The sequence below is a fragment of the Pseudoalteromonas sp. NSLLW24 genome (assembly GCF_015864725.1).
GTDB lineage: Bacteria > Pseudomonadota > Gammaproteobacteria > Enterobacterales > Alteromonadaceae > Pseudoalteromonas > Pseudoalteromonas arctica.
The window spans coordinates 66,152-91,298 of the sequence record NZ_JADYWQ010000007.1 but is presented as its reverse complement, the minus strand read 5'-3'; the positions used below and the strand labels follow the sequence as shown (position 1 = coordinate 91,298).

20 protein-coding genes are annotated in these 25,147 nt (G+C 40.0%); all 20 read right to left on the bottom strand.

Annotation, left to right across the window (positions count from 1 at the left end; genetic code table 11):
• Window positions 1–108 precede the first annotated feature (108 nt).
• Window positions 109–1,548: a metalloprotease TldD gene (gene tldD / locus I6E72_RS09280; protein ID WP_101163214.1), complete on the bottom strand. Its 1,440-nt coding sequence runs from the start codon at window positions 1,546–1,548 to the stop codon at window positions 109–111.
• Window positions 1,545–2,384 carry a carbon-nitrogen hydrolase family protein gene (locus I6E72_RS09275; protein ID WP_197111983.1) on the bottom strand — a complete coding sequence of 280 codons (840 nt, stop codon included), beginning with the start codon at window positions 2,382–2,384 and terminating at the stop codon, window positions 1,545–1,547. The genes tldD and I6E72_RS09275 overlap by 4 nt, the downstream gene beginning before the upstream one ends.
• Window positions 2,381–6,238 (bottom strand): YhdP family protein, encoded by a 3,858-nt coding sequence (locus I6E72_RS09270; protein ID WP_197111981.1) that lies wholly within the window; start codon window positions 6,236–6,238, stop codon window positions 2,381–2,383. The genes I6E72_RS09275 and I6E72_RS09270 overlap by 4 nt, the downstream gene beginning before the upstream one ends.
• On the bottom strand, window positions 6,238–7,710 hold the full coding sequence (gene rng, locus I6E72_RS09265; protein ID WP_007586345.1) for a ribonuclease G: 1,473 nt from the start codon (window positions 7,708–7,710) through the stop codon (window positions 6,238–6,240). The genes I6E72_RS09270 and rng overlap by 1 nt, the downstream gene beginning before the upstream one ends.
• A gap of 1 nt (window position 7,711) precedes the next feature.
• Entirely contained in the window at window positions 7,712–8,281 is a 570-nt protein-coding gene (locus I6E72_RS09260) for a Maf family protein (protein ID WP_007586343.1), read from the bottom strand.
• Window positions 8,281–8,760: a rod shape-determining protein MreD gene (mreD, locus tag I6E72_RS09255; RefSeq protein ID WP_007586341.1), complete on the bottom strand. Its 480-nt coding sequence runs from the start codon at window positions 8,758–8,760 to the stop codon at window positions 8,281–8,283. Before mreD ends, I6E72_RS09260 begins: the two co-directional genes overlap by 1 nt.
• The gene (gene mreC / locus I6E72_RS09250; RefSeq protein ID WP_197111979.1) at window positions 8,753–9,595 is read right to left on the bottom strand and encodes a rod shape-determining protein MreC; all 843 of its coding nucleotides are present in this window, start codon (window positions 9,593–9,595) and stop codon (window positions 8,753–8,755) included. The genes mreD and mreC overlap by 8 nt, the downstream gene beginning before the upstream one ends.
• Window positions 9,595–10,638, bottom strand: a complete 1,044-nt coding sequence (locus I6E72_RS09245; protein ID WP_007586338.1) for a rod shape-determining protein — start codon at window positions 10,636–10,638, stop codon at window positions 9,595–9,597. The genes mreC and I6E72_RS09245 overlap by 1 nt, the downstream gene beginning before the upstream one ends.
• Window positions 10,639–10,772: 134 nt before the next feature.
• Window positions 10,773–12,821, bottom strand: a complete 2,049-nt coding sequence (locus tag I6E72_RS09240) for an SUMF1/EgtB/PvdO family nonheme iron enzyme (protein ID WP_007586336.1) — start codon at window positions 12,819–12,821, stop codon at window positions 10,773–10,775.
• Window positions 12,822–12,942: 121 nt separating this feature from the next.
• Window positions 12,943–16,683: an H-type lectin domain-containing protein gene (locus I6E72_RS09235; protein ID WP_197111977.1), complete on the bottom strand. Its 3,741-nt coding sequence runs from the start codon at window positions 16,681–16,683 to the stop codon at window positions 12,943–12,945.
• Window positions 16,680–17,171 carry an agglutinin biogenesis protein MshP gene (locus I6E72_RS09230; protein WP_165721209.1) on the bottom strand — a complete coding sequence of 164 codons (492 nt, stop codon included), beginning with the start codon at window positions 17,169–17,171 and terminating at the stop codon, window positions 16,680–16,682. Before I6E72_RS09230 ends, I6E72_RS09235 begins: the two co-directional genes overlap by 4 nt.
• Complete coding sequence (locus tag I6E72_RS09225) at window positions 17,161–18,000, bottom strand: PulJ/GspJ family protein (protein WP_165724847.1); 840 nt, start codon at window positions 17,998–18,000, stop codon at window positions 17,161–17,163. Before I6E72_RS09225 ends, I6E72_RS09230 begins: the two co-directional genes overlap by 11 nt.
• Window positions 18,000–18,551 (bottom strand): type II secretion system protein, encoded by a 552-nt coding sequence (locus tag I6E72_RS09220; protein WP_197102525.1) that lies wholly within the window; start codon window positions 18,549–18,551, stop codon window positions 18,000–18,002. The genes I6E72_RS09225 and I6E72_RS09220 overlap by 1 nt, the downstream gene beginning before the upstream one ends.
• Complete coding sequence (locus I6E72_RS09215; RefSeq protein ID WP_231614074.1) at window positions 18,538–19,005, bottom strand: type II secretion system protein; 468 nt, start codon at window positions 19,003–19,005, stop codon at window positions 18,538–18,540. The genes I6E72_RS09220 and I6E72_RS09215 overlap by 14 nt, the downstream gene beginning before the upstream one ends.
• Before the next feature lie 30 nt (window positions 19,006–19,035).
• The gene (locus I6E72_RS19850; protein WP_197111975.1) at window positions 19,036–19,566 is read right to left on the bottom strand and encodes a prepilin-type N-terminal cleavage/methylation domain-containing protein; all 531 of its coding nucleotides are present in this window, start codon (window positions 19,564–19,566) and stop codon (window positions 19,036–19,038) included.
• 22 nt (window positions 19,567–19,588) lie between these two features.
• Window positions 19,589–20,173 carry a pilus assembly FimT family protein gene (locus I6E72_RS09205; RefSeq protein WP_197111972.1) on the bottom strand — a complete coding sequence of 195 codons (585 nt, stop codon included), beginning with the start codon at window positions 20,171–20,173 and terminating at the stop codon, window positions 19,589–19,591.
• A gap of 1 nt (window position 20,174) precedes the next feature.
• A complete protein-coding gene (locus I6E72_RS09200) occupies window positions 20,175–21,395 on the bottom strand; it encodes a type II secretion system F family protein (RefSeq protein WP_101217855.1) in 1,221 nt (406 codons plus the stop codon).
• A complete protein-coding gene (locus I6E72_RS09195; protein ID WP_024589866.1) occupies window positions 21,382–23,109 on the bottom strand; it encodes a GspE/PulE family protein in 1,728 nt (575 codons plus the stop codon). The genes I6E72_RS09200 and I6E72_RS09195 overlap by 14 nt, the downstream gene beginning before the upstream one ends.
• A complete protein-coding gene (locus I6E72_RS09190) occupies window positions 23,106–24,248 on the bottom strand; it encodes a tetratricopeptide repeat protein (RefSeq protein ID WP_197111970.1) in 1,143 nt (380 codons plus the stop codon). The genes I6E72_RS09195 and I6E72_RS09190 overlap by 4 nt, the downstream gene beginning before the upstream one ends.
• Window positions 24,245–25,147, bottom strand: a complete 903-nt coding sequence (locus I6E72_RS09185) for an ExeA family protein (protein WP_007586321.1) — start codon at window positions 25,145–25,147, stop codon at window positions 24,245–24,247. The genes I6E72_RS09190 and I6E72_RS09185 overlap by 4 nt, the downstream gene beginning before the upstream one ends.

The window sequence follows — 25,147 nt, the reverse complement described above, 5'->3', positions numbered from 1 at the left end:
TTCGCGCTCATAGAGTCCAGCTTAAACGTAAAAAGCGAGGTGTAAAAACCTCACCTACAATAAACATCAAGCACGTAGGTGCGAATTCACTTCGCGCTTGAGTAATACTTAAGCTGTACCACCAACTGTTAACCGATCAATTTTAAGGCTTGGTTGGCCTACGCCTACCGGTACGCTTTGACCATCTTTACCACAAACACCAACACCTTTATCAAGTGCTAAGTCGTTACCAACCATAGATATTTGCTGCATTACTTCTGGTCCATTACCAATAAGCGTTGCGCCTTTAATTGGTTGGGTAATTTTACCATTTTCGATTAAATACGCTTCTGATGCGCTAAATACAAACTTACCTGAGGTTATATCAACTTGTCCGCCGCCAAAGTTAGGCGCGAATACCCCTTTTTTAACTGAGCTGATAATATCGGCTTGGCTGTGCTCACCACCTAACATGTAGGTGTTAGTCATGCGAGGCATTGGTAAATGTGCATACGACTCACGGCGTGCGTTACCGGTAGGGCTTACACCCATTAAACGCGCGTTTAGCTTATCTTGCATATAGCCTTTTAAAATACCGTTTTCGATAAGAACGTTGTAAGCGGCTGGTGTGCCTTCGTCATCGACATTAAGTGAGCCACGGCGATCGGCCATTGTGCCATCATCGACAACTGTACACAGCTCAGATGCTACTTTTTGGCCAACCTTACCGCTAAACGCAGACGCGCCTTTACGATTAAAGTCGCCTTCAAGCCCATGCCCTACCGCTTCGTGTAAAAGCACACCAGGCCAACCATTACCAAGTACAACTTCCATCGTGCCTGCAGGTGCATCAATAGCCTCAAGATTTACTTTAGCTTGGCGTACCGCTTCTTCAGCAAATTCCATCCAACGCGGTTTACCGTCAACAAGTTCTTTAAAGTAACCATAATCTAAACGTGCACCACCGCCTGCGCCACCGCGTTCACGGCGACCATTTTTTTCAAGCAGTACTGAGCAGTTTAAACGAATAAGCGGGCGAATATCGGTCGCAAACGTACCATCACTTGCTGCGATTAATACTTCTTCGTAAACCGCTGACATTGAACTAATTACTTGCTCTGCATCGGGTGCTAGTTCGCGAATATAGTTTTCAAGTTCGCGTAATAAGCTCACCTTGTCGGTGTCGCTCATACTCGAAATTGGCTGATGCGGTGCAAATTGCTCTTTAGCTTTAACATCACTAAATACTTTAATCGCTCTATCTTCGCCAGCATCTGCAATGCTACGAGCCGCTGTAGCCGCTTTATTTAGCGCTTCAAGATTTATTGCATCAGAGTAAGAAAATCCTGTTTTTTCGCCGCTTACAGCACGTACACCAACGCCACGTTCAACGTTATAAGAGCCTTCTTTAACTAAGCCGTCTTCAAGCACCCATGATTCGTGGTGACTTGATTGAAAATATAAATCGGCGTAATCCACTTTATGCTGATGTATGTAAGCGAGCGTTTTTTCGAGCTCTTCTCTATTTAGCTGGCTGTCGTGTAGTAAATGCTGTTCAACCGAATTCATAATAAATGCTCTCTAAATCGTTGATGAGACTGCACGGGCATATCTCGTCTAATTTTTTGTAACTGGTCTAAATCTGCGTTGCAGCTTATAAAACCGGTGCCTGTTGGCAATTCACTCAGGATATTTCCCCAAGGTGAAATAATAATACTGTGGCCATATGTTTGTCGGCCATTTTCATGTGTACCGTACTGAGCTGCTGCAACTACATAACATTGTGTTTCTATTGCGCGAGCTGCTAATAATGGCTGCCAATGCGCTTGTCCTGTGACGACTGTAAATGCACTGGGTACTAAAATAATATCGGCGCCTTGGCGTACTAGTTCATTGAATAAGCCACTAAAGCGCAGATCATAACATACTGTTAAGCCTATTTTACCAAAGGGAGAATCAACAACAACCACATCGCTACCTGCTTGGGTAAAATCTGACTCTCGATAGCTACCTGTTTGATCATCTACGTTTACATCAAATAAATGTATTTTGTTATACGTTGCAACCAGCTCGCCTTGATTATTATATAAGTGCGATGCTGCATAATATTTATGTTCGTTAAATGGCTCAGGCATTGTCCCTGCATTTAACCAAATATTATGGTGTTGGCACAATTCACTAAGTTGTAGTTTGTATCGCTCAACTTGCTTAGCAACACGTAACGTATCGTTACCACTTTTACTAAACACTAAAAAAGCCTCAGGCAAACAAACAAGTAATGGTCTTGTTGCGGGAAGTGTTTTAAGTGCACGCTTTAAGCTTGCTATGTTGTCATCAGGGTTTAGCCCTGAACACATTTGCAGGGCAACTATTGTGGGAGTGCTTAGTATTTCAGTTTTGTTCATTGCGTTACTGTTATTTGTGCATCTTTAAGTTTTAAATCGACTGATGCTTGTGGCTGATTTTGCGCAGCTTGAGGAAGCGTAACTTCACGACTTTTTCTGTCGAGTTCTTGAACAATGGGATCGTTCATTTTACCCGTTACTTTAAAGTTGATCTCTGAGATGACGCGCGCAGAATGAATAACTTTATCAATTGCTAAGGCAGCAAGCCCTGTTACTGGGTTTACCATCCATGCAACTATAACCGGAATACTCGAGGTTACCTGCGGCGCTACAGCAAGATCATAATCTATATCAAGCGTGTTTAAATTTGCATAACCTTTAATGGTTAAATCGGCGGGTACGCCGTCCATTTTGGTATCTTTAGTGTAAGCAATACCGTTTTCTAACTGCATAGTGCCTTGCATGCTGTTATAAAAAAAGCCCTTTGAAAACACATCTCTAAAATCAAGTTTCAGCTTGCGTACTAATGAATCAAGGCTCAGTAACGAAAATACGCGTGCCCCGCCATCGCTAACTTCAGTTAAGTGACCTTCTCCTAAATCCCAAGCTATCTCGCCACTTAAACTTTTCACATCAAAATCATAAGGTGCTGCTTGCCAAGTAAGATCATAATTTAGATCGGCTTTTGAGTCTTTAATCGCGGAGGTTATATCAAACTCACCAAACAGTGCGCCTATGTCATCACTTTTAAGCTCGCCACTTAGCGTTGTTAATCCATTTTGCCACTGCCCTTTAGTGCGCAGTAAATGATCGCCTTTATCGACTACAAGTTCTGATATTGATAAACGCTCTCCATCACCTAATAATGACGCACTCACTTTATCAAGTTGGTAGCGGTCAATTTTGCAATCACTACATTCAAACTCAATGGCAGGTATTTTAGTAAGCCAGCTCAAGTCTTTCTCAGGAAGTACATCTGTTATTTCAAGTGCTTGCTCATTGTGCGGTGCAAAATTAAGCCTTAAGTAATCGGCATTAATTCGTATGGGCTGGCTAGGCTGTGATGTAGGGATAAAAACCCCAGCTCTAAGTTCTTTAGCATTTAGCTTTAGGTATAAATCGTCTTTTGATGGTGCTAAACGCATTTCAAAATCATTAAAAATGATGTTACTCGCATCAAGCATACCTATATTTGCGACCACCTCATTAAGCGGTGGCATAATCCCTTTTGATTCTTGATCTGGGTTTGCTTTACCTGCTTTAATTATTTGATCAATCAGATCAAACCAAGGCACTAATTCACTCTGCTCAAGATTTATATTTACGCTTAAGTCTTTTTGGTTTAATCCTAAATCTTGTTTTCCGAGCACAAAATGGACATTACTAAACTGTGATTTTCCATTTTCTAAAATAGCATTAAAGTAAAACTGTTGATTAGCGTTTGCTGTAATGAGATTAGAAATATCATCACCTTGAACTACTGCATCAAGTGCCCACGCTTGTTCGCTATTTTTATTATAAGGTGCGGGTAAGTTACTCGTTAAGCCAAGTAGTTCTGAGTTTACCTGTGCACGGTAATTAAAGCCTTGTTCGGTAAAATTAAGTACTAAACCAATATCAACATCGCTTTGCCCACTTAAATAATTTTTTAATATACCTTGTCCACTATCTATTAGTGTATCAGCGTCAATTTTGGCGTTTATATCTATGTTTGCTTGGTAATTTTTTGCATCACTTTTACTGCTGTAATCAATAATTAGCGGCATGCCCAGCCACTTCGCAGTCGCATTTTTAAGTGTGATATTGTCGTTTTTAAAATTAAGCTCGCCAGTTAAGTTTTTAAGCTCAATCCCTGGCGTTGCTATAAATACTGGCAAGTCATTTAAATTAACCTTGCCGCTAACACTGGCCCCACCTTTAAATTTTGAGCCTACTAAAAGCTCAATACTGGCATCGGCTTCGCCTTTGCCCTGCACAACTTTAAAAATTTCAGCAAGAAGTTTAGCAATAGGTGTCGCTGCAAAAAAGTCATGTAACTTTTCCATTTGTGCTTTTTTATCAATTTGCACAATAAGTTCATCAGCATGCATTAAATCTGCAATGCTTACCTGTACACTATTACCAATATCTAAATTAACCAACTTACCTTGCTGGCTATATATGTCCATACGCTCATTATCAAAATGTAGCTGTACGTCGGCATTGGTGACCAAAGGCCAATCAGGATCAAACTCATAGGTTGCGTTGTCTATTTGCGCTAATACACCAAACTGGCCACTGCCATCGGTGAATGGAAAACCAGATAAAGGACCTGCAAATAAGACTTGTGCTTTAGATACTTCTCCGCCTTTAATTGCCCCATTTAAATAGCTAACGAGCTCAGGGCTCATCGCTTTTAATGGGAAGTAATGACCTGCAATTTTGGCATCTGGGGCGAAGGCTTCAGCGTAAAGATCTAATCGAGGATCATCTGTTAGACTAATTTGTAATTCTGCAGCAAGAGTGACGTCATCATTATCAAACCATATATTGTCACTACTTATATGCCAGCCATCATCTCGCTTAGCTAAATCTAGCTCTACATTTAGCTGATTATAATTTATGTCGTTACTAAAGCTTTCGCCTGTAACTAATGTGCCATTTTCGCCAAATAAATTTATTCGACCACTACTTTGATTAAGTAAACCATTTACTCTAAGTCCTTGTGCTGCAGGTACCGATCTTAATTCTTGCCAACCAATATTGTCAGCCTCAAACCATAATTGCCATTGCTGTGTATTAGAGAAATTTAAATAAGCTTGATCTATTTGCCCGCTAGGTTGGCGCTCTAAAAATGGTTCAAGTGCATCAAAATTACTTAGCCCTGCTAGGTTACTAAGTAATTCAAAATCAACTTGATGGAGCCACACTTCATTTTTCGCCCCTAGTTGAGCTTCAAACTCTAAACTTGGCCATGCTTTATCGTTACTATTAAATGTTAAACCGGTGCTTTTTAAGTGCCAGCTATTTTGCTCGGGATATAGATGGAATCCACCTTCACTCAAGCTAACTTGTTGGCTTTGCTCTTCTCGCTGCCAACGCACAAAGCTTGGTAGCCACTGCATTTTTATATCGCTTACAAAACCTTTATCTAGTTTTAGCCACGCTTGTAAATTAATATCGCTATGCAGTTGTTGCTTTTGCGTATTTATATATTGCGCTAACCAGTTAGATACATCGACCTTATTAGCCTGCACATAAATGTCGCCCGCAACTTGCTCTAGGGTATCGCCAGTAAGTGCTATTCGCGCATCAAAATCACCGACCGAAATACCCGGCAATGCTAAGCTCCCACTACCAAGATGCTGCTCATCTTCATTTTGCCAAACAATATTTTTGAGGAGTAACTTACGCTCTTTACCGTCTTCTAGAACAAAGTTAATACTGGAATTTTCTATTGCAAAATGACCCGTTTTACCCAAAAACAGTTCTTCAATTAGCTCTTTTTGCTCAAAAGAGACTTCGTCGTTGTCACCGGTTTTAAATAAGTTGGTGATATTTACACTGGTATGAAAACCATTAATAACAAAATAATTAGATCTAAGTTGCAGCGCTTTTAAGCTTTCCCATAAGTTTAGCTCTAAGCTGGTTTTAGCAATGGTGAGTGATATTGGTGCAGTTTCGTTATCTTTAAACGATAAATTCTCTAATACTAATGCAGGACCACTGCCCTGCCAACTAGCTGATATTTCACCTATAGATAAGCTTATTTCAAACTTTTCGTGTAAATAGCTTTCTATATTCCCTTTGTATTCGTTTGCATACGGAAGGGTATATTTTAAAATTGAAACAATAACGGCCAGTAATACCAAAATTATGGCGCAGGTCTGCCATAACTTTCTAAAACAAAAAAAACAGACCGCTTTTGCTTTCATTACATCATTACCACATCAAACTGTTCTTGGCTGTATAAGCTCTCTGTTTGAATATTGACTTGCTTACCAATAAATAGTTCAAGCTCGGCAAGGTTATGGTACTCATCGTTTAGTAAGGCTTCGCTCACAGCAGGCGCTGCGTACACCATAAACTTATCGGCAGCGTATGCTCTATTAACGCGTACTATTTCACGTAGTATTTCGTAGCAAACCGTTTCAACTGTTTTTTGCGAACCACGACCAGAACACGCAGGGCATACATCACATAAAATATGCTCTAAGCTTTCGCGTGTACGTTTACGTGTCATTTCAACAAGCCCAAGTGCTGAAAGCCCATTGATATTTGTTTTAGTGCGATCTTTTGCAAGTGCTGATTCAAGTGAATGCAATACTCGGCGCTTATGATCCTCACTTACCATATCGATAAAGTCGATAATGATAATACCGCCTAAATTACGCAGCCTAAGCTGGCGAGCAATTGCAGAGGTTGCTTCTACGTTGGTATTAAAAATTGTTTCTTCTAAATTACGATGTCCTACAAATGCACCAGTATTAACATCAACAGTCGTCATTGCTTCTGTTTGGTCAATAATTATATAACCACCAGATTTTAGTGTAACTTTACGATGTAGTGCTTTTTGAATTTCGTTTTCAACATCAAACAAATCAAATATAGGTCGCTCACCGGGGTAGTACTCTAGTACTTGAGAAAGCTGTGGAACAAACTCTTCAGTAAATAACTTTAGCTCTTCATGAGTAAGTTTAGAGTCAACGCGAATGCGTTCCATATCTTCGCCTACATAGTCACGTAGCGTTCTGAAGGCAAGCGTTAAATCTTCGTGAAGGATGCTGGCCTTACTGGTTTTTTTGCGACGAGCTGTAATTTTTTCCCACAGTTTTCTTAAAAAACCGGCATCGTGTCGTAATTCTGCTTCGCTAGCGCCTTCGGCTGCTGTACGTACAATAAAGCTGCCATTTTCATCGCCATATTCTGCGACTATTTTTTTAAGGCGTGAGCGCTCTTCTTCAGTTTCAATACGCTGACTAACCCCTACATGGGTCGCATCTGGCATAAACACTAAATAGCGAGAAGGAATAGTTATATCTGTGGTGAGTCTTGCGCCTTTAGTGCCTAGCGGATCTTTTACCACTTGCACCATAATGTATTGGCCTTGACGAACTAACTCTCTAATGTCTTGTACTTTTTTTATTGGTACGTCGTCTACGCCTTCAACAATAGAGGCACTATTTACAATGTCGGATGCATGTAAAAATGCCGCTTTTTCAAGGCCGATATCAACAAAAGCAGCCTGCATACCCGGAAGTACACGGCTTATTTTTCCTAGGTAAATATTGCCTACAATACCTAGATTACCAATTCGCTCTAGCTGTATTTCTTGCAGTACACCGTTTTCTATTAGGGCAACACGGCTTTCGCTCGGTGTGACATTGATCAGTAATTCTGTACTCATGTTACCTTCTTAAGAATGTTTTTAATAATTGTTCGGTTTCATATAAAGGTAAGCCTACAACAGAAAAATAGCTACCCGCAATGTGAGTTACAAAGCGACCACCTAAACCTTGGATACCGTAGCCACCGGCTTTATCTTGTGGCTCATTAGAATCCCAGTAGGTATTTATTTCTTCATCAGTTAAAGTTTTAAAGGTGACATCTGTGCTTACAACACAGCTAAGCACATCATTTTGCGTCGCAAATGCTACTGCGGTAAGTACTTGATGTGTGTTACCTGATAAACGTTTTAATGTGTGTATAAAATCGTTTTTATCACGAGGTTTACCCAGTGATTCATTATCGATAACAACCACGGTATCACTACCAAGCACAGGGCGATCGGTATATCCAAGCTCTACACCGCTTTGGGCTTTCAAGCGAGCTAAACGCTCAACAAGTGCTCTAGGTTGCTCGTTTGGAAGTGGACTTTCATCTGCATCAACACTAAATTGTGTAAATTCGACACCTAATTGGCTTAATAACTCTTTACGACGGGGAGAGGCTGATGCCAAATATACTGCGGTAGTCATTACCTGATCCTAAAATGTCTGCGATATTTACGAAGTAGTAAAAACACCCAAAACCAACTAACCATTCCGGTTGCTACTGGCCATAAATACTGTGGATTAAAGTAAACCCCTAACAAAAAGTGATTTAGCCAAAACTGCATTAAATGATACAGCGTTAAAAACAAACCAATTAATAAGCTCTGTTGCCAAAGCGAAAAGTTACGAATTTTTTGAAAGTTGCTCGCGGTTACAAATATACATATTGAAAATGTAAGCGAGTTCACACCTAACGGTGAGCCAGATGCTAAATCTATTAATAAACCAACAACCCAAGCAGTACCAATATTTAAACGATGCGGTACTGCCAACGACCAATACATAAGTACAAGTAAAACCCAGTCAGGTCTAAATGGTTCAAACGAAAAAGGGAGCGGCATTAATGCCATTATTAACGCAAAAAAGATGCTTAGCGCAATTAACAATGAATAACGGTTAATCATCGTTGATTTGCTCCTGTTGATTACGCCATAAAATAACCAGCAAACGAATGCGATCTAATTGCGCAATAGGTTCTGCAAAAACTTGTGCAAATGGGCGGCCTTCATCACGGTTTATTTCGGTTACTACAGCCACAGGGTACCCCTCTGGGAATGTGCCACCTAATCCTGATGTAACAAGTACATCGCCAATTCGCACATCTAAGCTGTGCGGAACGTGAGAGAGCTTAACGACGTTAATTTTACCTATGCCCTCAACAACCGTTCGTACATCGTTACGCAGTATACGCACAGGTGTGGCATGCGTAGTGTCGGTCATGAGTAATACGCGTGACGTAGTTGACCCTACTTTAGTTAATTGCCCTACTACACCCATCTCATCAATGACGGCTTGGCTTTCACTAAGTCCATCGGTGGTACCACGATTTATAACAACTTGATGGCTATACGGGTTTGAATGCACAGAAAGTACTTGAGCAATAATTTTACGATTTGATTGCTTTGCTGATGAGCCTAATAAGGCGCGTAGTTTTTGATTTTCTCTGGCTAGAAATTGATACTGCTGAAGTTGCTCACTTTGTAGCATTTGCTTTTTTTTCAGCGCTTCATTTTCAGTAAGAAGTTGCTCTCGTGTATGCAGGCTTTTAGCACTTAAGCTAAATAATTCGTAGGGTAAATTAGCAACATAAATTAGTGGGCTAACTAAGGTATTGAGGCTGGTACGAACAACGGTACCACCTTGCGTATATCTATCTCCAACAATGAGTGCGATACTCAAAAGCACTGCGACAAAAAGTCGCAGTTGCAAAGAGACTGTGCGTCCAAACATTAATTTCATTAGTCGTAACTAAAAACGTCACCACCATGAACATCGATCATTTCAAGTGCTTTACCACCACCACGTGCAACACATGTAAGTGGATCATCAGCAACAACAACCGGAATACCCGTTTCTTCCATTAATAAACGGTCTAAATCTTTTAACAATGCGCCACCGCCAGTAAGTACCATACCGTGCGCAGAAATATCTGATGCCAGCTCTGGTGGTGATTGCTCAAGCGCAACCATTACTGCACTCACAATACCCATTAATGGCTCTTGTAGAGCTTCTAGGATTTCGTGTGAGTTAAGTGTGAATGAACGCGGAACACCTTCAGCAAGGTTACGACCGCGCACTTCAATTTCGATTGGCTCATCAGTTTTAAACGCGGAGCCAATTTGATGCTTAATATTTTCAGCTGTCGCTTCACCAATTAAGCTACCAAAGTTACGGCGCACATAATTAATGATAGCTTCGTCAAACTTATCACCACCAATACGAACAGATGATGAGTAAACAACGCCGTTAAGTGAAATAATAGCAACTTCAGTTGTACCACCACCAATATCAACAACCATAGAACCGGTTGCTTCTGATACTGGTAAGCCTGCGCCAATAGCTGCTGCCATTGGTTCTTCAATTAGGTAAACTTCACGAGCACCTGCACCCATTGCAGATTCACGTATTGCACGTTTTTCTACTTGAGTAGCACCACACGGTACACAAATTAGTACACGCGGACTTGGACGCATAAAGTTATTGTTATGCACTTGTTTAATGAAGTGTTGTAACATTTTTTCTGTTACAAAAAAGTCAGCAATAACACCGTCTTTCATTGGACGAATTGCTTTTATATTACCCGGTGTACGACCTAACATAAGCTTTGCTTCTGTACCTACAGATGCAACACTTTTAGGTCCACCAGCACGCTCTTGGCGGATAGCAACAACAGAAGGTTCATTTAATACAATGCCTTCGTCTTTTACATAAATTAGGGTATTGGCTGTACCCAAGTCGATCGATAGATCGTTAGAAAAAATACCACGGAGTTTTTTAAACATGAGGCTGGATGACCTTTGAAATACGTTCTTATATTAGCTGCCTCACTTTAACATGCTCAACTATATGAGCAATATAAAGCGCAGCGCCTTTGTGAATTTGTGAAAAAAGGAAGCAAAGCTTCCTTAATTGAGTTTTATCGTTCGCGAACTAAGCGAAAACCAATGTAGTTAGATCTAAAATCAGGCGCTAAAATTAAACGCGTAGATGCACGAGCAAGGCTTGGTGCAAAGTTCCACGCTCCGCCTCTTACTGCTACATCAGACTCACCTGATTCTTTATCGGTCCATTCCCATACATTGCCTACGGTATCGTATAATCCAAATGCATTTGGAGAAAAAGAACCTACTGGTGATGCACGTCTGTTTGACCATTCACTACCACACCAACCACAGTTAGCTAGGTTTTTACCAATTTCGTTACCCCAAGGGTATTCTGTTTCAGTTCCTGCACGTGCTGCGTATTCCCACTCAACTTCGTTAGGTAAACGAAATTGCTGTCCTGTTTGACCAGATAACCACTCAGCATAAGCTTTTGCATCGTTATAAGTTAAACATACAGCAGGAAAGTCACTGCCTTGCTCAAAACCAGGATTACGCCAATTTAAATTTGCTTCCCATACTGGTTCGCCATTTAAATAATACGCACACCCTTTATTTTTTTCCGCTTGAGTTTTATAACCTGTATTTGCTACAAACTTTTCGTAGGCACCCACGGTTACTTCTTTACTTTGCATTGCGAAAGAATTTGCTATTACTTTTTCAATTACTGGACGTTCATTAGCTAAACCATTGCCGTTAATATCGCCCATTTTAAATTTGCCTGCAGGAATAACGACAACTGGCGTTTCAACGTTTGCATTTAATACATTAACGTTTTCACTAACCTGGCGTGTTGTTACTTCTGGTTGCTCTCGAGTATAGGTCGGTGCAGCAATCGACTTAGGCTTTTTTACTAAATTTGCATTAATTGTTTGCGCTTTATTCAAATCAACACGTGCTTGATAAGGTTTATAACCAAGTTTACGTATTTCAATGTTATGAATGCCCGGCGGTAAACGTGTAATCAAGCGTGTTGAGCCAAAGCTTACACCATCGATAAACACTTCATCGTCGTATACGTTTGATCGTAATGTTAGCTCTACCGATTGATCCTTCTTCTTATTAAGGATAGAAGGGTAATCTTTTTTCACCGATGCAGGTTTAACTGAATAATCACGTACTGGCTGCTCATTTAAACGAGAAACCGACACTGTGTTGCTATTATCCGCGCTATTACTGAATGTTAACTGACTATCAGTAAATGTATTGTTATACGCTGGTTGATAAGCAGCCGTAAGTGGCGTGCCGTACTCAGAACAATAGCGGTTATCTATGCTTAATAAGCTACATAAACGGCTGCTATTAACTTCGCCGCGCATAGTTACACTTAAGTTAACGTTGTAATTACCTTGACCGCTAAATGCACTGTTAACTACATGGCTACTTAATATTTGTACTTGAGCGCCCGCCAAATTGCGTTTTGGCTCAACAATGCGCTCTTCTGTTAGATTTGCAAAAATTTGATCAACAAAGCGTTTAGTTGCTTTTTGTAGACCCATTTGCTGACCGCGTTGCTCACATGCTGCTAGCGTTTCTGTTCGCTTACAGTTAATAGTGTGGTTAACCTCAAGCGTACCTTCACGTGTAAACTCGTTACGTAAACGCTCTACGCGGGCCGTAGTTAACTGCTCTTTTAAACTTTCTAATGTATTTAAAAGCGTATGCTTAGCAACACGAATTTGTTCTATATCTTTACGGTGGGATGCAATTGCCGCCAACTGCATAGAAATGTCATCTTTATTTTGCTTATGATCAATCACCGCTTTTTGATAGCGTGATTGAGCCGCACTAATATTAATAGTGGGATCATCAATTAAACGACGGTACATTTCGTTCATCGCATCGAGCGCTTGGTTTTTTTCTTTATCTAGCTCTGTAGAACGAGAACGAAGTAGCTCTAATTGATTTTGTAACTGACTTTCTTCTTTAAGATGTTTTTCAAGTATTCTTGTCGAGTTATCGTATTCTGTCTGTTTAACACTAATCTCTGAGTCAATTCCAGTCACTGTAGCTGTGTCTTGTGCAAATGCACTACTAGCTAACAAACTAGCTGAAATTAACAGAGATAAAGGAGTAATTCGCATATATTCCAGTCCCAAAAAGCGGCAATTATTTGGTCGTTATTATTTTTTATAATTAAAGCCTTATGCTATGTACTTGCAGCACAAAACACAAGCTTTGTTCAATTATTATATTAGTTTACAACTATTCGCGTGTTTCACGCCAGTAAATAACCCGATCATTTCCTCTAAAGCGTCCAAATTGTAAAATAGTACGAGGATCAAGCTGTGTTCCATCGCCCTGCCAATCCCACTTTAACCAATCATAAGTATTATATTCTAAGGTAAATTCACCCAAACCATTTGGCTGTGCATAAATACCATTGTTTGCAGGATACACTCCCGCTTCTAGCTGGCCAGATACACCAGTCCCATATTTATAGGTTAATTGTGGGCTGCTAGGTGATATTTGAGTGATTTGGGTATGATCAAATACACTACAGTTATCTTCAGCGTTATTTACAAATCCACTGCCGTTGTAATACTGAGCCTGCATAGGAATAAGTAAAGGGTCGAGATCGGAGCCTGCGTTATTGCCAAGGACTAAACGTCCAAACCTAAACTCTATCGGTAATGCATTTAGCCGTACGCTATTACAACCACCCGAGCATGCTGTTTGTGTATTAGGTTTATCATTTGCATCAATGAGTGTTGCTCCTTCTATGTTAGAAAGCGTTGCCATTAAGCTCACCATAGCGAACGGTCCATCTGCTTGCCCTACACCTAATCTTTTAAGTGTCGTGTTGGGTTGGCTCATTTGCCATTGGCCGTCACTTATATCTCCCCAATTGTTATTTCCTAGGTTTACTAAGCGGCTAGTAAAATTAGTTGCAGGTACATAGTTACCTACTTCATTATTTTCGGCATTAACGCCTACACTCGATTTATCAAAGCCCTCTTTATAATTAGCCATTAGCTCACCATTTTGATTTTGTGCTTGTACTGTAAAGCCAAGTTCAAAAGGTTGATCAAGATAAGTTAAATTACTGCCGTATTGCGTGCATTGCGCGGCAGCTTGAACCCCCACTACCTGAAACTGCGAAGGTGCAAAACGACCAACGTTATATAGCTCACCTTTTACATCTCCCGCACCAAAGTAATCGGCATCTTGAAGGCCTGCTGTTAAATCAATTATGCCAACTTTGTCGTAATTATATTGCGATATAGATTCACTCAAACTACCTGTGTCATTAAAGGCAATAGTACTCATAGCTTCAAGCGTACCTTGAATACCTGGCGTAGGCGCTTTAAGTAATGCCTCTACAAGCGGTTGCTCTGTAATAAAATGCTTAGCTATACTGTTATTTGTAATATTGCTGTAGTTGTCTGGGAAACCATCGTTGTTAGTGTCTTGCCCTGTTTGCCACTGCACCGCATTCATTTTTAAATCAAATACTTCGCCCGTTAGTCTAAATAAACTTCCATCAGCGTCTGCTGCATAACCATCACTTGCTACCTCCATGGCTAATCCAAATGGTTTTACGACATATTCATTTGAACTACCCGTTAAATTTACTGATAAATTAGTTAGTGGGTCTAAAATTAAATTGGTATTTACATTTAAACTCAACTTTCCTGCATCGGGGTAATTTATAACAATCGGGGCTTTAGACTCACTATCAAAGTTAAGTATGAATGATTTAGAGGCTTGCTCTACCGCAAAGGTATTATTGTTATTACTAAGTGAAACCGTATCGGAGCAACTTGCACCAGTACTGCATGTATACGATAAATCTAAGCTTACATCGCCACCAGCGGGAAATGCAGCTTCGCATACGCCCGTAGTGGTATTTGTTTTTACCGCTTGAATAGATAGCGCTTTTGCATTAAATCCAGTATTTGAAGGCTTTGCTGATAACTGAGTAGGAATTGTAGTATTTCCATCTGTATCATTATTAAAAATAAATCCAGCATCAGAAAACGTAACTTTGCAGCCACTCAAACCAACATTATTACCACCGATATAACAACGAAGAGGTGCAGAAGGATCTGCAGTGTTATATCCAAATGTAACACTGCCTGTGGTGCGTTTAGCAAATTCGACAACCGCTGATCCTGTAAAATTAATATTCTCCCCCGTAACCCAACTTTGCTGACCACTATTATCTGGAGAAAGGTTTAAACTAGAGGGTTCCGCAAATAATAAATCGCAGGCATCATTAGCGCAGGCTGTTAGTGTCATTTCTTTAGCTTCACACGTTAGACCTTTGTTATCGCTTATTGTTAAACGATAATGATCCAGTGTTTCTGGTGTATAAATACCACAAAAACCAGGGATACTTTCGGGTACTGGTAGAGCGTCAAACGTTGAACTCCCTTCGGTAATAATTTGAGTAGCCGATGTAATTGATCCCTGATACGTTACATTTTGAGCGATTCTTACCTCACCAGTTGCAACAATATAGCCCGCAATATTTGCATCGGCTGCAATAGCAACCGCACCATCCACATAAATAGCCAAGTACGCGCCAGTTTCTACTACTATATTGGTTTTACCTATATTCAAAAATGAAGTTGATAGAAGTGAGGTTGTATCTTTTAAAAAAATACGTGTAGGCGCTGTTACTCTGTACTCTGTTTCCAGCATACTTAACTGCAACTCATCGTAATAATAGTCGCCAGCTAAAGACGTAGGTACGGGCCCTGTTGAGCTACCATCATTTGTAACCGTTGGCACCTGCGCCGCTTGATTCGGTTCTAAAGAGTTATAACCACCAGCAACACACGCCTGACCATTACACAAAGGAGGGCTCGTCAGCGCTGTAGAAATTAAACTTGTGGTGGTGACAAACTGCGCATTACCATCGGTTATTTCTACTCCCTGCACCAGCTGCACTTCACCATTGTTATAAGTAGAAATAGCGCCCGGGAATAACGTATCACAATCTAAAATATCACCATTAAATACAAAGGTACTGGTCATGGCGAGTATTGATGCTTCCTCGTTTACGTGACGGCGCTCGTTATCGCCATCACGATCTTCGTCAACAACTAGCCCTAACCTGTCAGTTCGCAGGTTACAGCTGCGTAGCCACCCGCCATCATCTTCTTGGCGTGAGTTTTTACTTGCTACAACTAACGGAGCCACACTAAAGTTATTAGTAAAACTAAAGTAATTACAGCCATTGCTCCAGCCGTCAACTTCAAAGCCTGTGAAAAAAGTTTCCCACGATACCTCAACGCCATTATCGTCAGAAAATGTGCGGTTACTTCCGGGCTCTACAGCCATATAGGCAACAGTTTCGGTTTTTATGAGCCCAAGTGCTGTTTCAGATGCTTCTAAAGCAATATTAACGCCGCTGGCAGATAGAGAATTACTTTCTACTGCAACTGTTAAAAACGGAATTAATGCCTCAGAAGGTGGATTGCTGTCTATGCTATTGAGTGTTTGTAACGAATGGAAAAAGTTTGGCCTTTGAGTAAACGGTTCAGCAAATGTTAAAGGCTTATAGCCTTTAGGTGTTAATGGAGCAAAGCCAGACTTAGAGCCATACTGTAATTCGAGCAATAGATCAGTATTACCTACTTCCATAATTGTGCCGTCTGGAAATTGATGCACACCATACTCAATGGCTAAATAGTGCGCTCCCATACTAATATGCCCGCCATCCTCTCCTGAAGGTTCAAGCGGTAAGGCCTCAAAGCTAGTTGTGGTTATATTACGTATTCTTATTATTGCAGGGTTTCCGCCTTGGTTTGTTGAGAGCATAAAAACAGCAGGAGGCGTTATATATTGCTGTTGAAAATTAACTTTTGTCCAAACAGGCGATGTATATGTATCTTGCAGCTCTATATAACGGCCTTCGATTTTTGGAGGCACTGCATTTGCGTAATTACAAAGTAACACGCAGCTAAAAAATATAGTGACCAATGCATTTTTCATCATGGTAAAGTTTTAGCCTCCACACTGAGCGTTCTTTGTGTTTGCCAATAATCTTTTCTGCAGCTACTCCCTGCAGGGCAATCAATTGCGGCGCATGTTGCACTGCTTTGTAAGTAATATATATTCACAAGCCCGTTGGTTGTACTGCTATCAGGTAAGTCTATATATTCATCGCAACTCACCACTACTTTACAGTTAGCTAAATATGCAGTTTGGAAGGTTAAATCAGTAGTAACTGATGTACAGCTTTGAACTGAGCTATTTGTTGGAAATAGTTGCGTTAAACCACTTTCTAGGCCGCTTTGTGCTGCCATAAAAGCGCGAGCCCCATAATACTCAATCGTATTTTGTTGAGATGCACCAGAAAGCACTTTAACTAATGCTAATCCTAGTGCTAATAAAGCAACAATAATTACCAAAGAAACAATTATTAAGTTCCCTTTTTGTTTACTGAGTAAGGCTTTTCCGTGAGGATTTTTTTTAAGGTACATTAGGAATATGTACCTCATGGTTAAAGTTCATTACTTCAGTATCGTTAAATTGCATTTGCGCATTCACATTAAGCACAGCGTTTCTTTGTAGGGAGAGCGCATCAAGAGTAAAAAATAAATCGCTCGCTAAATTATTGGCAATGTAAATACCTAATAAATCACGTTTAACACCACTGCTTATTTGTAAGCTCACGGCATCTAATTGATTAACAGTAAAACCGTAATTGGTATATCTATATAAATACTGCCCTTCAACGCAAAAACTTACAGGTTCTGAAAGTAAATAAAGGCGTTTACTCGGCGACTCTTGGGTAAATGCTTTGCTAAATTGCCACTCATCAATTTCGCTCGCTGAACTGTTAAATGCTGATACTTGCAAGCGCTTATTATTGTTTTCATCGTATATATCAGCACTGCTTAATGGGTAAATAGTTGCCCAATCTCCAGCTTGCGGCTGCGTTAAATTATTAAGTTCAAAATCAACAGCGCTAACATTAAAAGGCGCTACGGTAGGTAGGTAATTTGTATAGTGAGTGGCCGATAAAAACGGCGTAAATTCTAAACACTGCTGAGCACTACAGGCCCCGCTAGTGCTGTTATCGCAAGAAAGCCTTAATGAATTAGGCGTAGCGTGGCGAAGCTCTTTACTAAGTCGCGTTATTAAAAAGCGGGCCTGGGCTACTGCTTCTTGACGTTCAACACCTTGTGAGTAAATACTGACCCCAGCACCAATAAATGAAAATGCACTTACGGCTAAAATACCAATAATAACCATGACAAGTAACAATTCTATAAGTGTAAATGCATTTTGGTATTTAGCTCTTTGCATTAGTAATTCCCTTTATATGCACTAAAGCCGTAAACACCACCTAAAGGTGATGTTACTTCAATAGTAATACGCTTAAAGGTTGTGCCATCGTTGATGGTCAATTCGTTAAAGTCGCTATCGTACTCAACAGTAACAACTAAATTAAAGTCGCTGTACTCACTTAACACCTCACCTAAGCTATTAGTAATAGGCTGGTTAGACAGTGCAATATAGTCATCTACATCGTTATAACTGGTTCGGGTTTCTAGGTCTGCCCCTAAGCTATCGACGCCTAAATTGCCCTCTGCGGTACAAGGCTCTGCACCTAAGGTTGTTTCGCCGCAACGCCTAAAAGGTGCACTTCTATCGCTGCGCTCATCAAACGATTTACTTTGAATTTCGTTCATTAGTGATTGACCAAATTCAGAGGCTCTTAAAGCAATAATTGGCTCTGCACTTTTTTTTGCTTGCGGGGCAATGAGCGCGGTAATAATGCTTAATGCAATAGCAAACATGACTATTCCAATAATAAGCTCTATTAGAGTAAAACCTTTTACTTTAAGGGCACGCATATATAAGCCCTTCACCACTTATGCATACGCCAGCTAATCCAACATCTATTCGACACTGCGAAGTGCAGGTTTGATTTGATTTACCTAAAGGATCAAAACTAATTTGGGTAAATATATTCGCGTTACTATCTAAAGCACTAAATGCTATATCACTTCTTTGCGTGTTTATTTGTACCACTAAATGATCGGTGTTATTAGCATCGGCTCCACCGGTACATGTATCGGGTGTGGGGGGAGCAATAAGTGTGGAGGTAATATAAAGAGTATGGCAACTTGTTGTCGCTGTATTTTGCATTGCACGTAGCTGCACTGTTCTAAGTGCATTTAATGTACGGTCTCGATATGAGTATGCATCTTCTGTTGAGCTGCCCAGAAATTTGGGAACTGCCGTTACCGACAGTATTCCCAATATCACTAGAGTAATAATTAACTCAATGAGTGTGAAGCCACGCAATCGTTGCCTACTACTGCTTATCATTTAATATTAACAATCGCTAACATCGATAGCGACTGTTGCTGGAGTATCTTTGTTTAAAGCTGGAGTATAAGTAACTTTACAAGAATCTGTGACTAGGTAGCTATTTGGATAAATAATGACTGGAGTTGTAGCATCATCCCCTCCTGACAAATTGAAGTCAGTACTATCAGCGATAGTAGGATCATCGGTTACATCTGCAAAATCTATATCTAAAAATGCCTCAAATGCATCAATAGTCCCTACTGGGTAGCCAAATCGGATTGCTACGCCTTCAACAATAGGTGTTGGAGTATCTGTTTCTGCTTTATTTTGTATATTAGCAATAAGTGCCTTACCATTCACGATATTCATACCGCTGCGAATAGAGCCTTGTAAGCCTTCGAGTGTTGAAGCATTTGCATCACCTTGCAAGTTTAAAAAACGAGGTGCTGCAGTAACAGCTAAAATGCCCAAAATAACAATTACGATGATCAATTCAACAAGTGTAAAACCTGCTTGTTTATTCATTGGTAAACTTTTTAACGATTGCGTTTTCATAAATAAGCCTCTTTTTAATTACTTAGTTTTTAAATATTTTTACTTTGCCTGTTTTAGCAAAGTATGAAAAACCTGTTAAACCTGATATTTCACCCGTATTGGTAGGTATACTTTTAATATCAATGGTATGAGTTAAATAATAGACGCATTGCGTACTTTCTGCATTGTACCTAACTAAAAAACTTACACTTTTTATTATCGATATTTCACTACTTGAGGTACTACTTGGTGCATCTTGTAAAATTACATTTAATACTTGGCGGCATTTATGAGCATTTATAGACTCTGCGCGAGTATCTTTTTTTTCTGTTCCATCACCCGTTGGTGTACCTAGCGATCCATCAACAGCAACTATCACTCCTCCATAATTAACGAATGTTATATGTGACTTACTATTTGGTCTCCCTTCTAACTCCCATTGACCTCTAACCATGCCAACAGCCGATGAAAAACTACCCGCAATAGCATCTACGCTTGCATTATGCGCTTGATTTTTAATACCTATATATTGAGGTATAGCAAAACTCAAAATTACTGCCAGTAAAATAACAACAATAACTAACTCAAATAATGAGAAACCTTTTGAGTAAGCTATGGTTGTGTTCACCTTAATTCCCTTTAATTGCCGACATCATGTTCCACATCGGCATAAAAATACCCAATGCTAAAATCAGCACCATAATGGCAACAAACACAGTTAAAATAGGTTCTATTTTGGCGGTTAAACTACGTAGGTCGTAATCAACTTCACGCTCATAATAATCAGCTGCTTCTTGAAGTAACTCATCAACCCGACCTGTTTCTTCACCTACAGCGACCATCTGTAATACAAGCTGAGAAAACAGCTCAGAACTTTTTGAGGCTCTAAGTAAGCTATCGCCTTTTTCTATATCTTGGCGCATAGTAATAATCGCTTTTTCCATATAGCTATTATCTACGGCGTGCGCTGTTAGCGATAACCCCGTGGTCATAGGTACGCCAGAGCGCAATACCATAGCTAAACTTTGGCTGTAGCGCGCAAGCAATGTGCGTTTTAAAATATCTCCAATAAATGGAATTTTTAATTTATATTGATCCCACTTAAAACGTCCTGGTTCTGTGTTTAAATAACGCTTCCACGCAAATACCGCCCCAATACCCATTACCAACAATAACCACCAGTAATTAACAAAAAAGCTGCTAGTACCAATTAATATTTGAGTCATTAACGGCAATTCGGCATCGAATTTGGCAAACATGCTAGCAAAGGTAGGAATTACAAAAATATTTAAAATAACCATAGCTGCTACAAGAGCCAAAATAACAAAAGTAGGGTAGCGCATAGCTGCTTTTATTCGTTTGCGAGTTTCCTGTTCTTTTTCAAAGTAAATAGCGAGTTGATAAAATGCATCTTCTAATCGGCCAGAACCTTCACCAACCATTACCATTGACACGGTTAAGCGGCTAAATACCTCGTTATGAATTGCCATTGCACTGGATAAGTCGCGGCCTTGCTCAAGTTGCCTGGTAACTTCCATCAATACATTTTTAAATTCTTTATTTTGTGTTGTATCTGCCAATCCAATCATTGCTCGTATAATTGGAATACCCGCTTTTAGTAGCGAATACATTTGTCTAGAAAACATAATCATGTCGTCTAGCGTTATTTTTTCGACAAATAAATTATCAAAAATTTTAATATTATTTTTTGTTTCAACTAAAGAAATTGATATTGGTATAAATTGACGCTTCATTAAACTATCAGCTACGCCAGCTTGGTTACTCGCTTCTAATTGGCCTTTTACCAAAACACCTTTGCTGTCTTTCGCTTTATAGCTATATAGTTGCATCAATATCCCCTACTATTTCTGGGATATATTCAGCCACTTTAAATACTTCATCTAAAGAGGTAATACCTTTCTTAGCGTAATTTAATGCCATTGCTGAGAGCGGCGAAAAGTTTGCGCTATTTTTAGCGGCTTTCGCAAAACCTTGTGTGTCGTTAACTCGTAAGGCATCCATCATTGCATCATCCATTTCGAGCAACTCAAAAATACCTACACGCCCTTTATAACCAGTGTGATTACATGCTGTGCAACCTTGCCCCTTAGAAAATTGAGCATCTGTAATCTCTTCGCCTAAATATTTTAACCAACTTATTTCTTGGCGATCTGGCAAGTACGGTACTCTACAGTCATTACATACTCGCCTTACTAATCGCTGAGCAATAATCGCTCGCAGTGAACTTGCCACTAAGTAAGCCGGTGCACCCATATCGATTAAGCGCATAGCGCTGGTAATTGCATCATTGGTATGTAACGTTGATAGTACTAGGTGGCCTGTTAAAGCGGCCCTTAATCCAATATCTACGGTTTCTTGGTCACGCATTTCGCCAACCATTATGATGTCAGGATCTTGCCTTAGAGCGGTCCGTAAAATACTGGCAAAACTTAGCCCTATTTTATTATTTATTTGTACCTGGTTAATACGGCCAATACGATACTCAACGGGATCCTCTACGGTAATAATTTTACTTTCTTGTTGGTTTAACTCACTTAATGCACCATAAAGTGTGGTTGTTTTACCCGAGCCTGTTGGCCCAGTAACTAAAACCATGCCATGTGGACGCTTTATAATGCTGCGCACACGTTTTAATATGTGCGCCGGCATGCCTGTTTCATCTAACGATAATAATCCTGCAGATTGATCAAGCAAACGCATTACAACTGATTCACCATGCTGAACCGGCATGGTAGATAGGCGAACATCAATACTATGGCTGCGCACTTTTATATTAAACCGGCCATCTTGAGGGAGGCGTTTTTCAGATATATCTAATCCCGACATAAGCTTTAAACGTAGCACTAGTGCCGATGCTATTTTTACTTGGTTAAGAGTGTGCTCTTGTAATATTCCATCTACACGTTGACGAATGCGAAGCAAACCTTCATCTGGCTCAATGTGAATATCAGATGCGCGAACTTGCACAGCATCCTCAAATATTGATTGCAGTAACTTTACAACGGTTGCATCAGATGTCTCATCACCTAAAGAGTTTAAATCAAACTCTTCTACGTCTTGATATTCTTCATGGAGTTGTGCTGCAAAGTTGGTAATTTCATCTGTACGACGATATACGTTGTCAAACGCAGCCATGATTTGGCTTTCTTGTACAACAGCTAAATCTATTCGTTTAGGAGCAAGCATAGTCGCAAGTTGATCAAGCCCCCTTAAATCAGCAGGATCGCTCATCCCAACCAAAACAGAGTCACCATTGTCTTCGATTACTAGTGCTCTGTAACGACGCGCATATACCTCAGATAAAAGCTTAGATACATCGTGTGATATTTTTCGCTGTGATATATCTAAAAAAGGTACCTGTAATTGCTGCGCTAAAAAGCGTAATAATTGTGGTTCACTAATAAACTCAAGGGTAATAAGCGTCGAACCTAATTTACGACCAGTCGCCGCTTGAACATTTAATGCTTCACTTAGCTGTGCTTCGGTGATCATGTGTTCGTGAACAAGTAAATCGCCTAAGCGCATTTTTAAACTAGGTCTCATACGGCCTCCTTTAGTGCAACTAAACGCTGTAATGCATGCTGAGTCATAGCGGTATTTAACCCACCTAAATCTAGAGCTACTTTATAAAGCTGTTTAGCATCGAGGTACTCTCCCAGTGCATCTTTTGAGGTTGCAAGTGCAAGCCACCACTTGGCTTGACTAGGCTGGAGCTGTGTAAGATGTTTAAAGCTTTCAAGTGCTTTATGGTGCTTACTCGCACTTTGCGCAGCAGTACCTTGCAGCACCCAAAAATCAAGATTCGCCTGGGATTCAAATTCATCACTTAAAAGCAGTAATACTCCTTCATACTGTTGTTGCATAATGAGTATTTTGCTTAGCATTACACGCCATTCAACTACGTTAGGGTTTTGGCGAATACCCGCTTGCAAAACCTGTTGCGCCGAATTTATATCTTGTTGTTTAAAGTAAGTTGCAGCCAGTAAGTTTCGGGCCTCAACATGTAAAGGCGATTGCGCTAAAATAATGTTTAAATCACTAATAGCTTCGTTGTATAAGCCAAACTGTATTGCCTGTTTAGCTGCTGCTAATTGCTCGACCAATAAAGCCTGTGGTGACTTAGTTTCTGCCGCGCTTTTGATCATAGTATTTTGTGGCTTAGTTTTAGTCACTGAAGTAATTTTTGGCTTGCTGACAATAACTTTGCTAGCCACTAACACATTATCTTTAGCTAGTGCAGGGCTTTGTTTAACCTCGGCAATTACAACCGGCTCAGCCGTTGGTTGAGAAACCAGTAATGTTGCTTCACTCAACTTGGATTCAGCTAAATCATTCACTTCTGGTTTTATTTGCTCAACTTGCACAGCCTTCTTCACAACTTCTTGCTCAACTAAAGGCTCTACAGTGCTTTTTTCATCTTGAGAATCAGATAAATTAGAGCTCAAAACCGCGACCATTTTTTGCTGTGGTAAAACAGACTCACGTTGAGTTTCTTTTTTGTCGGCGGTCGGTAAATACAGGTATGCTAAAAAAATGACACTTAGCATAATAAGTAAAATTACGGCTTTAAATACAATGTTTTTTACATCATATATTGGCTTTACGCTTATACCTTCTTGAATATTCACTTGTTTAGCTTCACGTTGCTCAATATTTTTAAGCATATTATTTATAACGCTCATAACCACTGCCTCCATACCCATATGGCAGCAATAGCTAAAACACTAAACATTAACGCGCTGTAGCTCCAATATTGGCCTGTTCGGTATTTTGCGCAGTCTTCGGTATCTTTTATGGCAAGCTGAATATGGCGATTTGTTATTGTATTTAACCCTTCACCGTACGCTTGTAATAGTGCTTTGTGGCATAAAATATTAACTAATCTAGGAATTCCACGGCTTGCTCTGGCAATCTTAAGCCCCATACTATTATTAAATAAAGGAGGCCTATTAAATCCTGCAACTTGTAAGCGATGATTAATATAATAAACAACCTCAGCGCCAGTCATCGCCCGTAATTTATACGAAAAACTAATACGTTGGCGTAACTGCCTTACTTTATTGTTTGCCAGTTTTTCATCAAGTTCAGGTTGCCCAAATAACACCACTTGAATTAGTTTTTCGCTTTCTGTTTCTAAGTTTGTAAATAATCTCAGCGCCTCTAGAGTCTCCCAACTCAAGCATTGCGCCTCATCTATCAAAAGTACTACGCGTTCATTATCTTCTTGTAAGTCGAGTAAGTGATGATTTATAAGCTGCCCTAGTGCTTGTTGATCCAATGCTTTATCTACATCCATACCCAGCTCAATTGCAATCGCCCATCTAAGCTCTTCAGGGCTTAAATAAGAGTTAGGTAAATAAGCCACAATGTAATCTGGCTCAAGTTGGTTTAATAGCTTTCTACAAAGCAACGTTTTACCTGTCCCAACTTCACCGGTGACTTTAATAAACCCTTCACCCATCTCAATGGCTGTTGTTAGCACTTGCATCGCTTCGTGGTGCGGTTCAAGTGCACAAAAAAATTGTGTGTTAGGGGTTAGCGTGAAAGGCATTTCACTTAAATTAAAAAAGCTTAAATACAT

Bases quoted from the DNA above. Each gene is read 5' to 3' on its own strand.
- tldD (WP_101163214.1), bottom strand. From the start codon at position 1,548: ATGAATTCGGTTGAACAGCATTTACTACACGACAGCCAGCTAAATAGA.
- I6E72_RS09275 (WP_197111983.1), bottom strand. From the start codon at position 2,384: ATGAACAAAACTGAAATACTAAGCACTCCCACAATAGTTGCCCTGCAA.
- I6E72_RS09270 (WP_197111981.1), bottom strand. From the start codon at position 6,238: ATGAAAGCAAAAGCGGTCTGTTTTTTTTGTTTTAGAAAGTTATGGCAG.
- rng (WP_007586345.1), bottom strand. From the start codon at position 7,710: ATGAGTACAGAATTACTGATCAATGTCACACCGAGCGAAAGCCGTGTT.
- I6E72_RS09260 (WP_007586343.1), bottom strand. From the start codon at position 8,281: ATGACTACCGCAGTATATTTGGCATCAGCCTCTCCCCGTCGTAAAGAG.
- mreD (WP_007586341.1), bottom strand. From the start codon at position 8,760: ATGATTAACCGTTATTCATTGTTAATTGCGCTAAGCATCTTTTTTGCG.
- mreC (WP_197111979.1), bottom strand. From the start codon at position 9,595: ATGAAATTAATGTTTGGACGCACAGTCTCTTTGCAACTGCGACTTTTT.
- I6E72_RS09245 (WP_007586338.1), bottom strand. From the start codon at position 10,638: ATGTTTAAAAAACTCCGTGGTATTTTTTCTAACGATCTATCGATCGAC.
- I6E72_RS09240 (WP_007586336.1), bottom strand. From the start codon at position 12,821: ATGCGAATTACTCCTTTATCTCTGTTAATTTCAGCTAGTTTGTTAGCT.
- I6E72_RS09235 (WP_197111977.1), bottom strand. From the start codon at position 16,683: ATGATGAAAAATGCATTGGTCACTATATTTTTTAGCTGCGTGTTACTT.
- I6E72_RS09230 (WP_165721209.1), bottom strand. From the start codon at position 17,171: ATGTACCTTAAAAAAAATCCTCACGGAAAAGCCTTACTCAGTAAACAA.
- I6E72_RS09225 (WP_165724847.1), bottom strand. From the start codon at position 18,000: ATGCAAAGAGCTAAATACCAAAATGCATTTACACTTATAGAATTGTTA.
- I6E72_RS09220 (WP_197102525.1), bottom strand. From the start codon at position 18,551: ATGCGTGCCCTTAAAGTAAAAGGTTTTACTCTAATAGAGCTTATTATT.
- I6E72_RS19850 (WP_197111975.1), bottom strand. From the start codon at position 19,566: ATGAAAACGCAATCGTTAAAAAGTTTACCAATGAATAAACAAGCAGGT.
- I6E72_RS09200 (WP_101217855.1), bottom strand. From the start codon at position 21,395: ATGCAACTATATAGCTATAAAGCGAAAGACAGCAAAGGTGTTTTGGTA.
- I6E72_RS09195 (WP_024589866.1), bottom strand. From the start codon at position 23,109: ATGAGACCTAGTTTAAAAATGCGCTTAGGCGATTTACTTGTTCACGAA.
- I6E72_RS09190 (WP_197111970.1), bottom strand. From the start codon at position 24,248: ATGAGCGTTATAAATAATATGCTTAAAAATATTGAGCAACGTGAAGCT.
- I6E72_RS09185 (WP_007586321.1), bottom strand. From the start codon at position 25,147: ATGTATTTAAGCTTTTTTAATTTAAGTGAAATGCCTTTCACGCTAACC.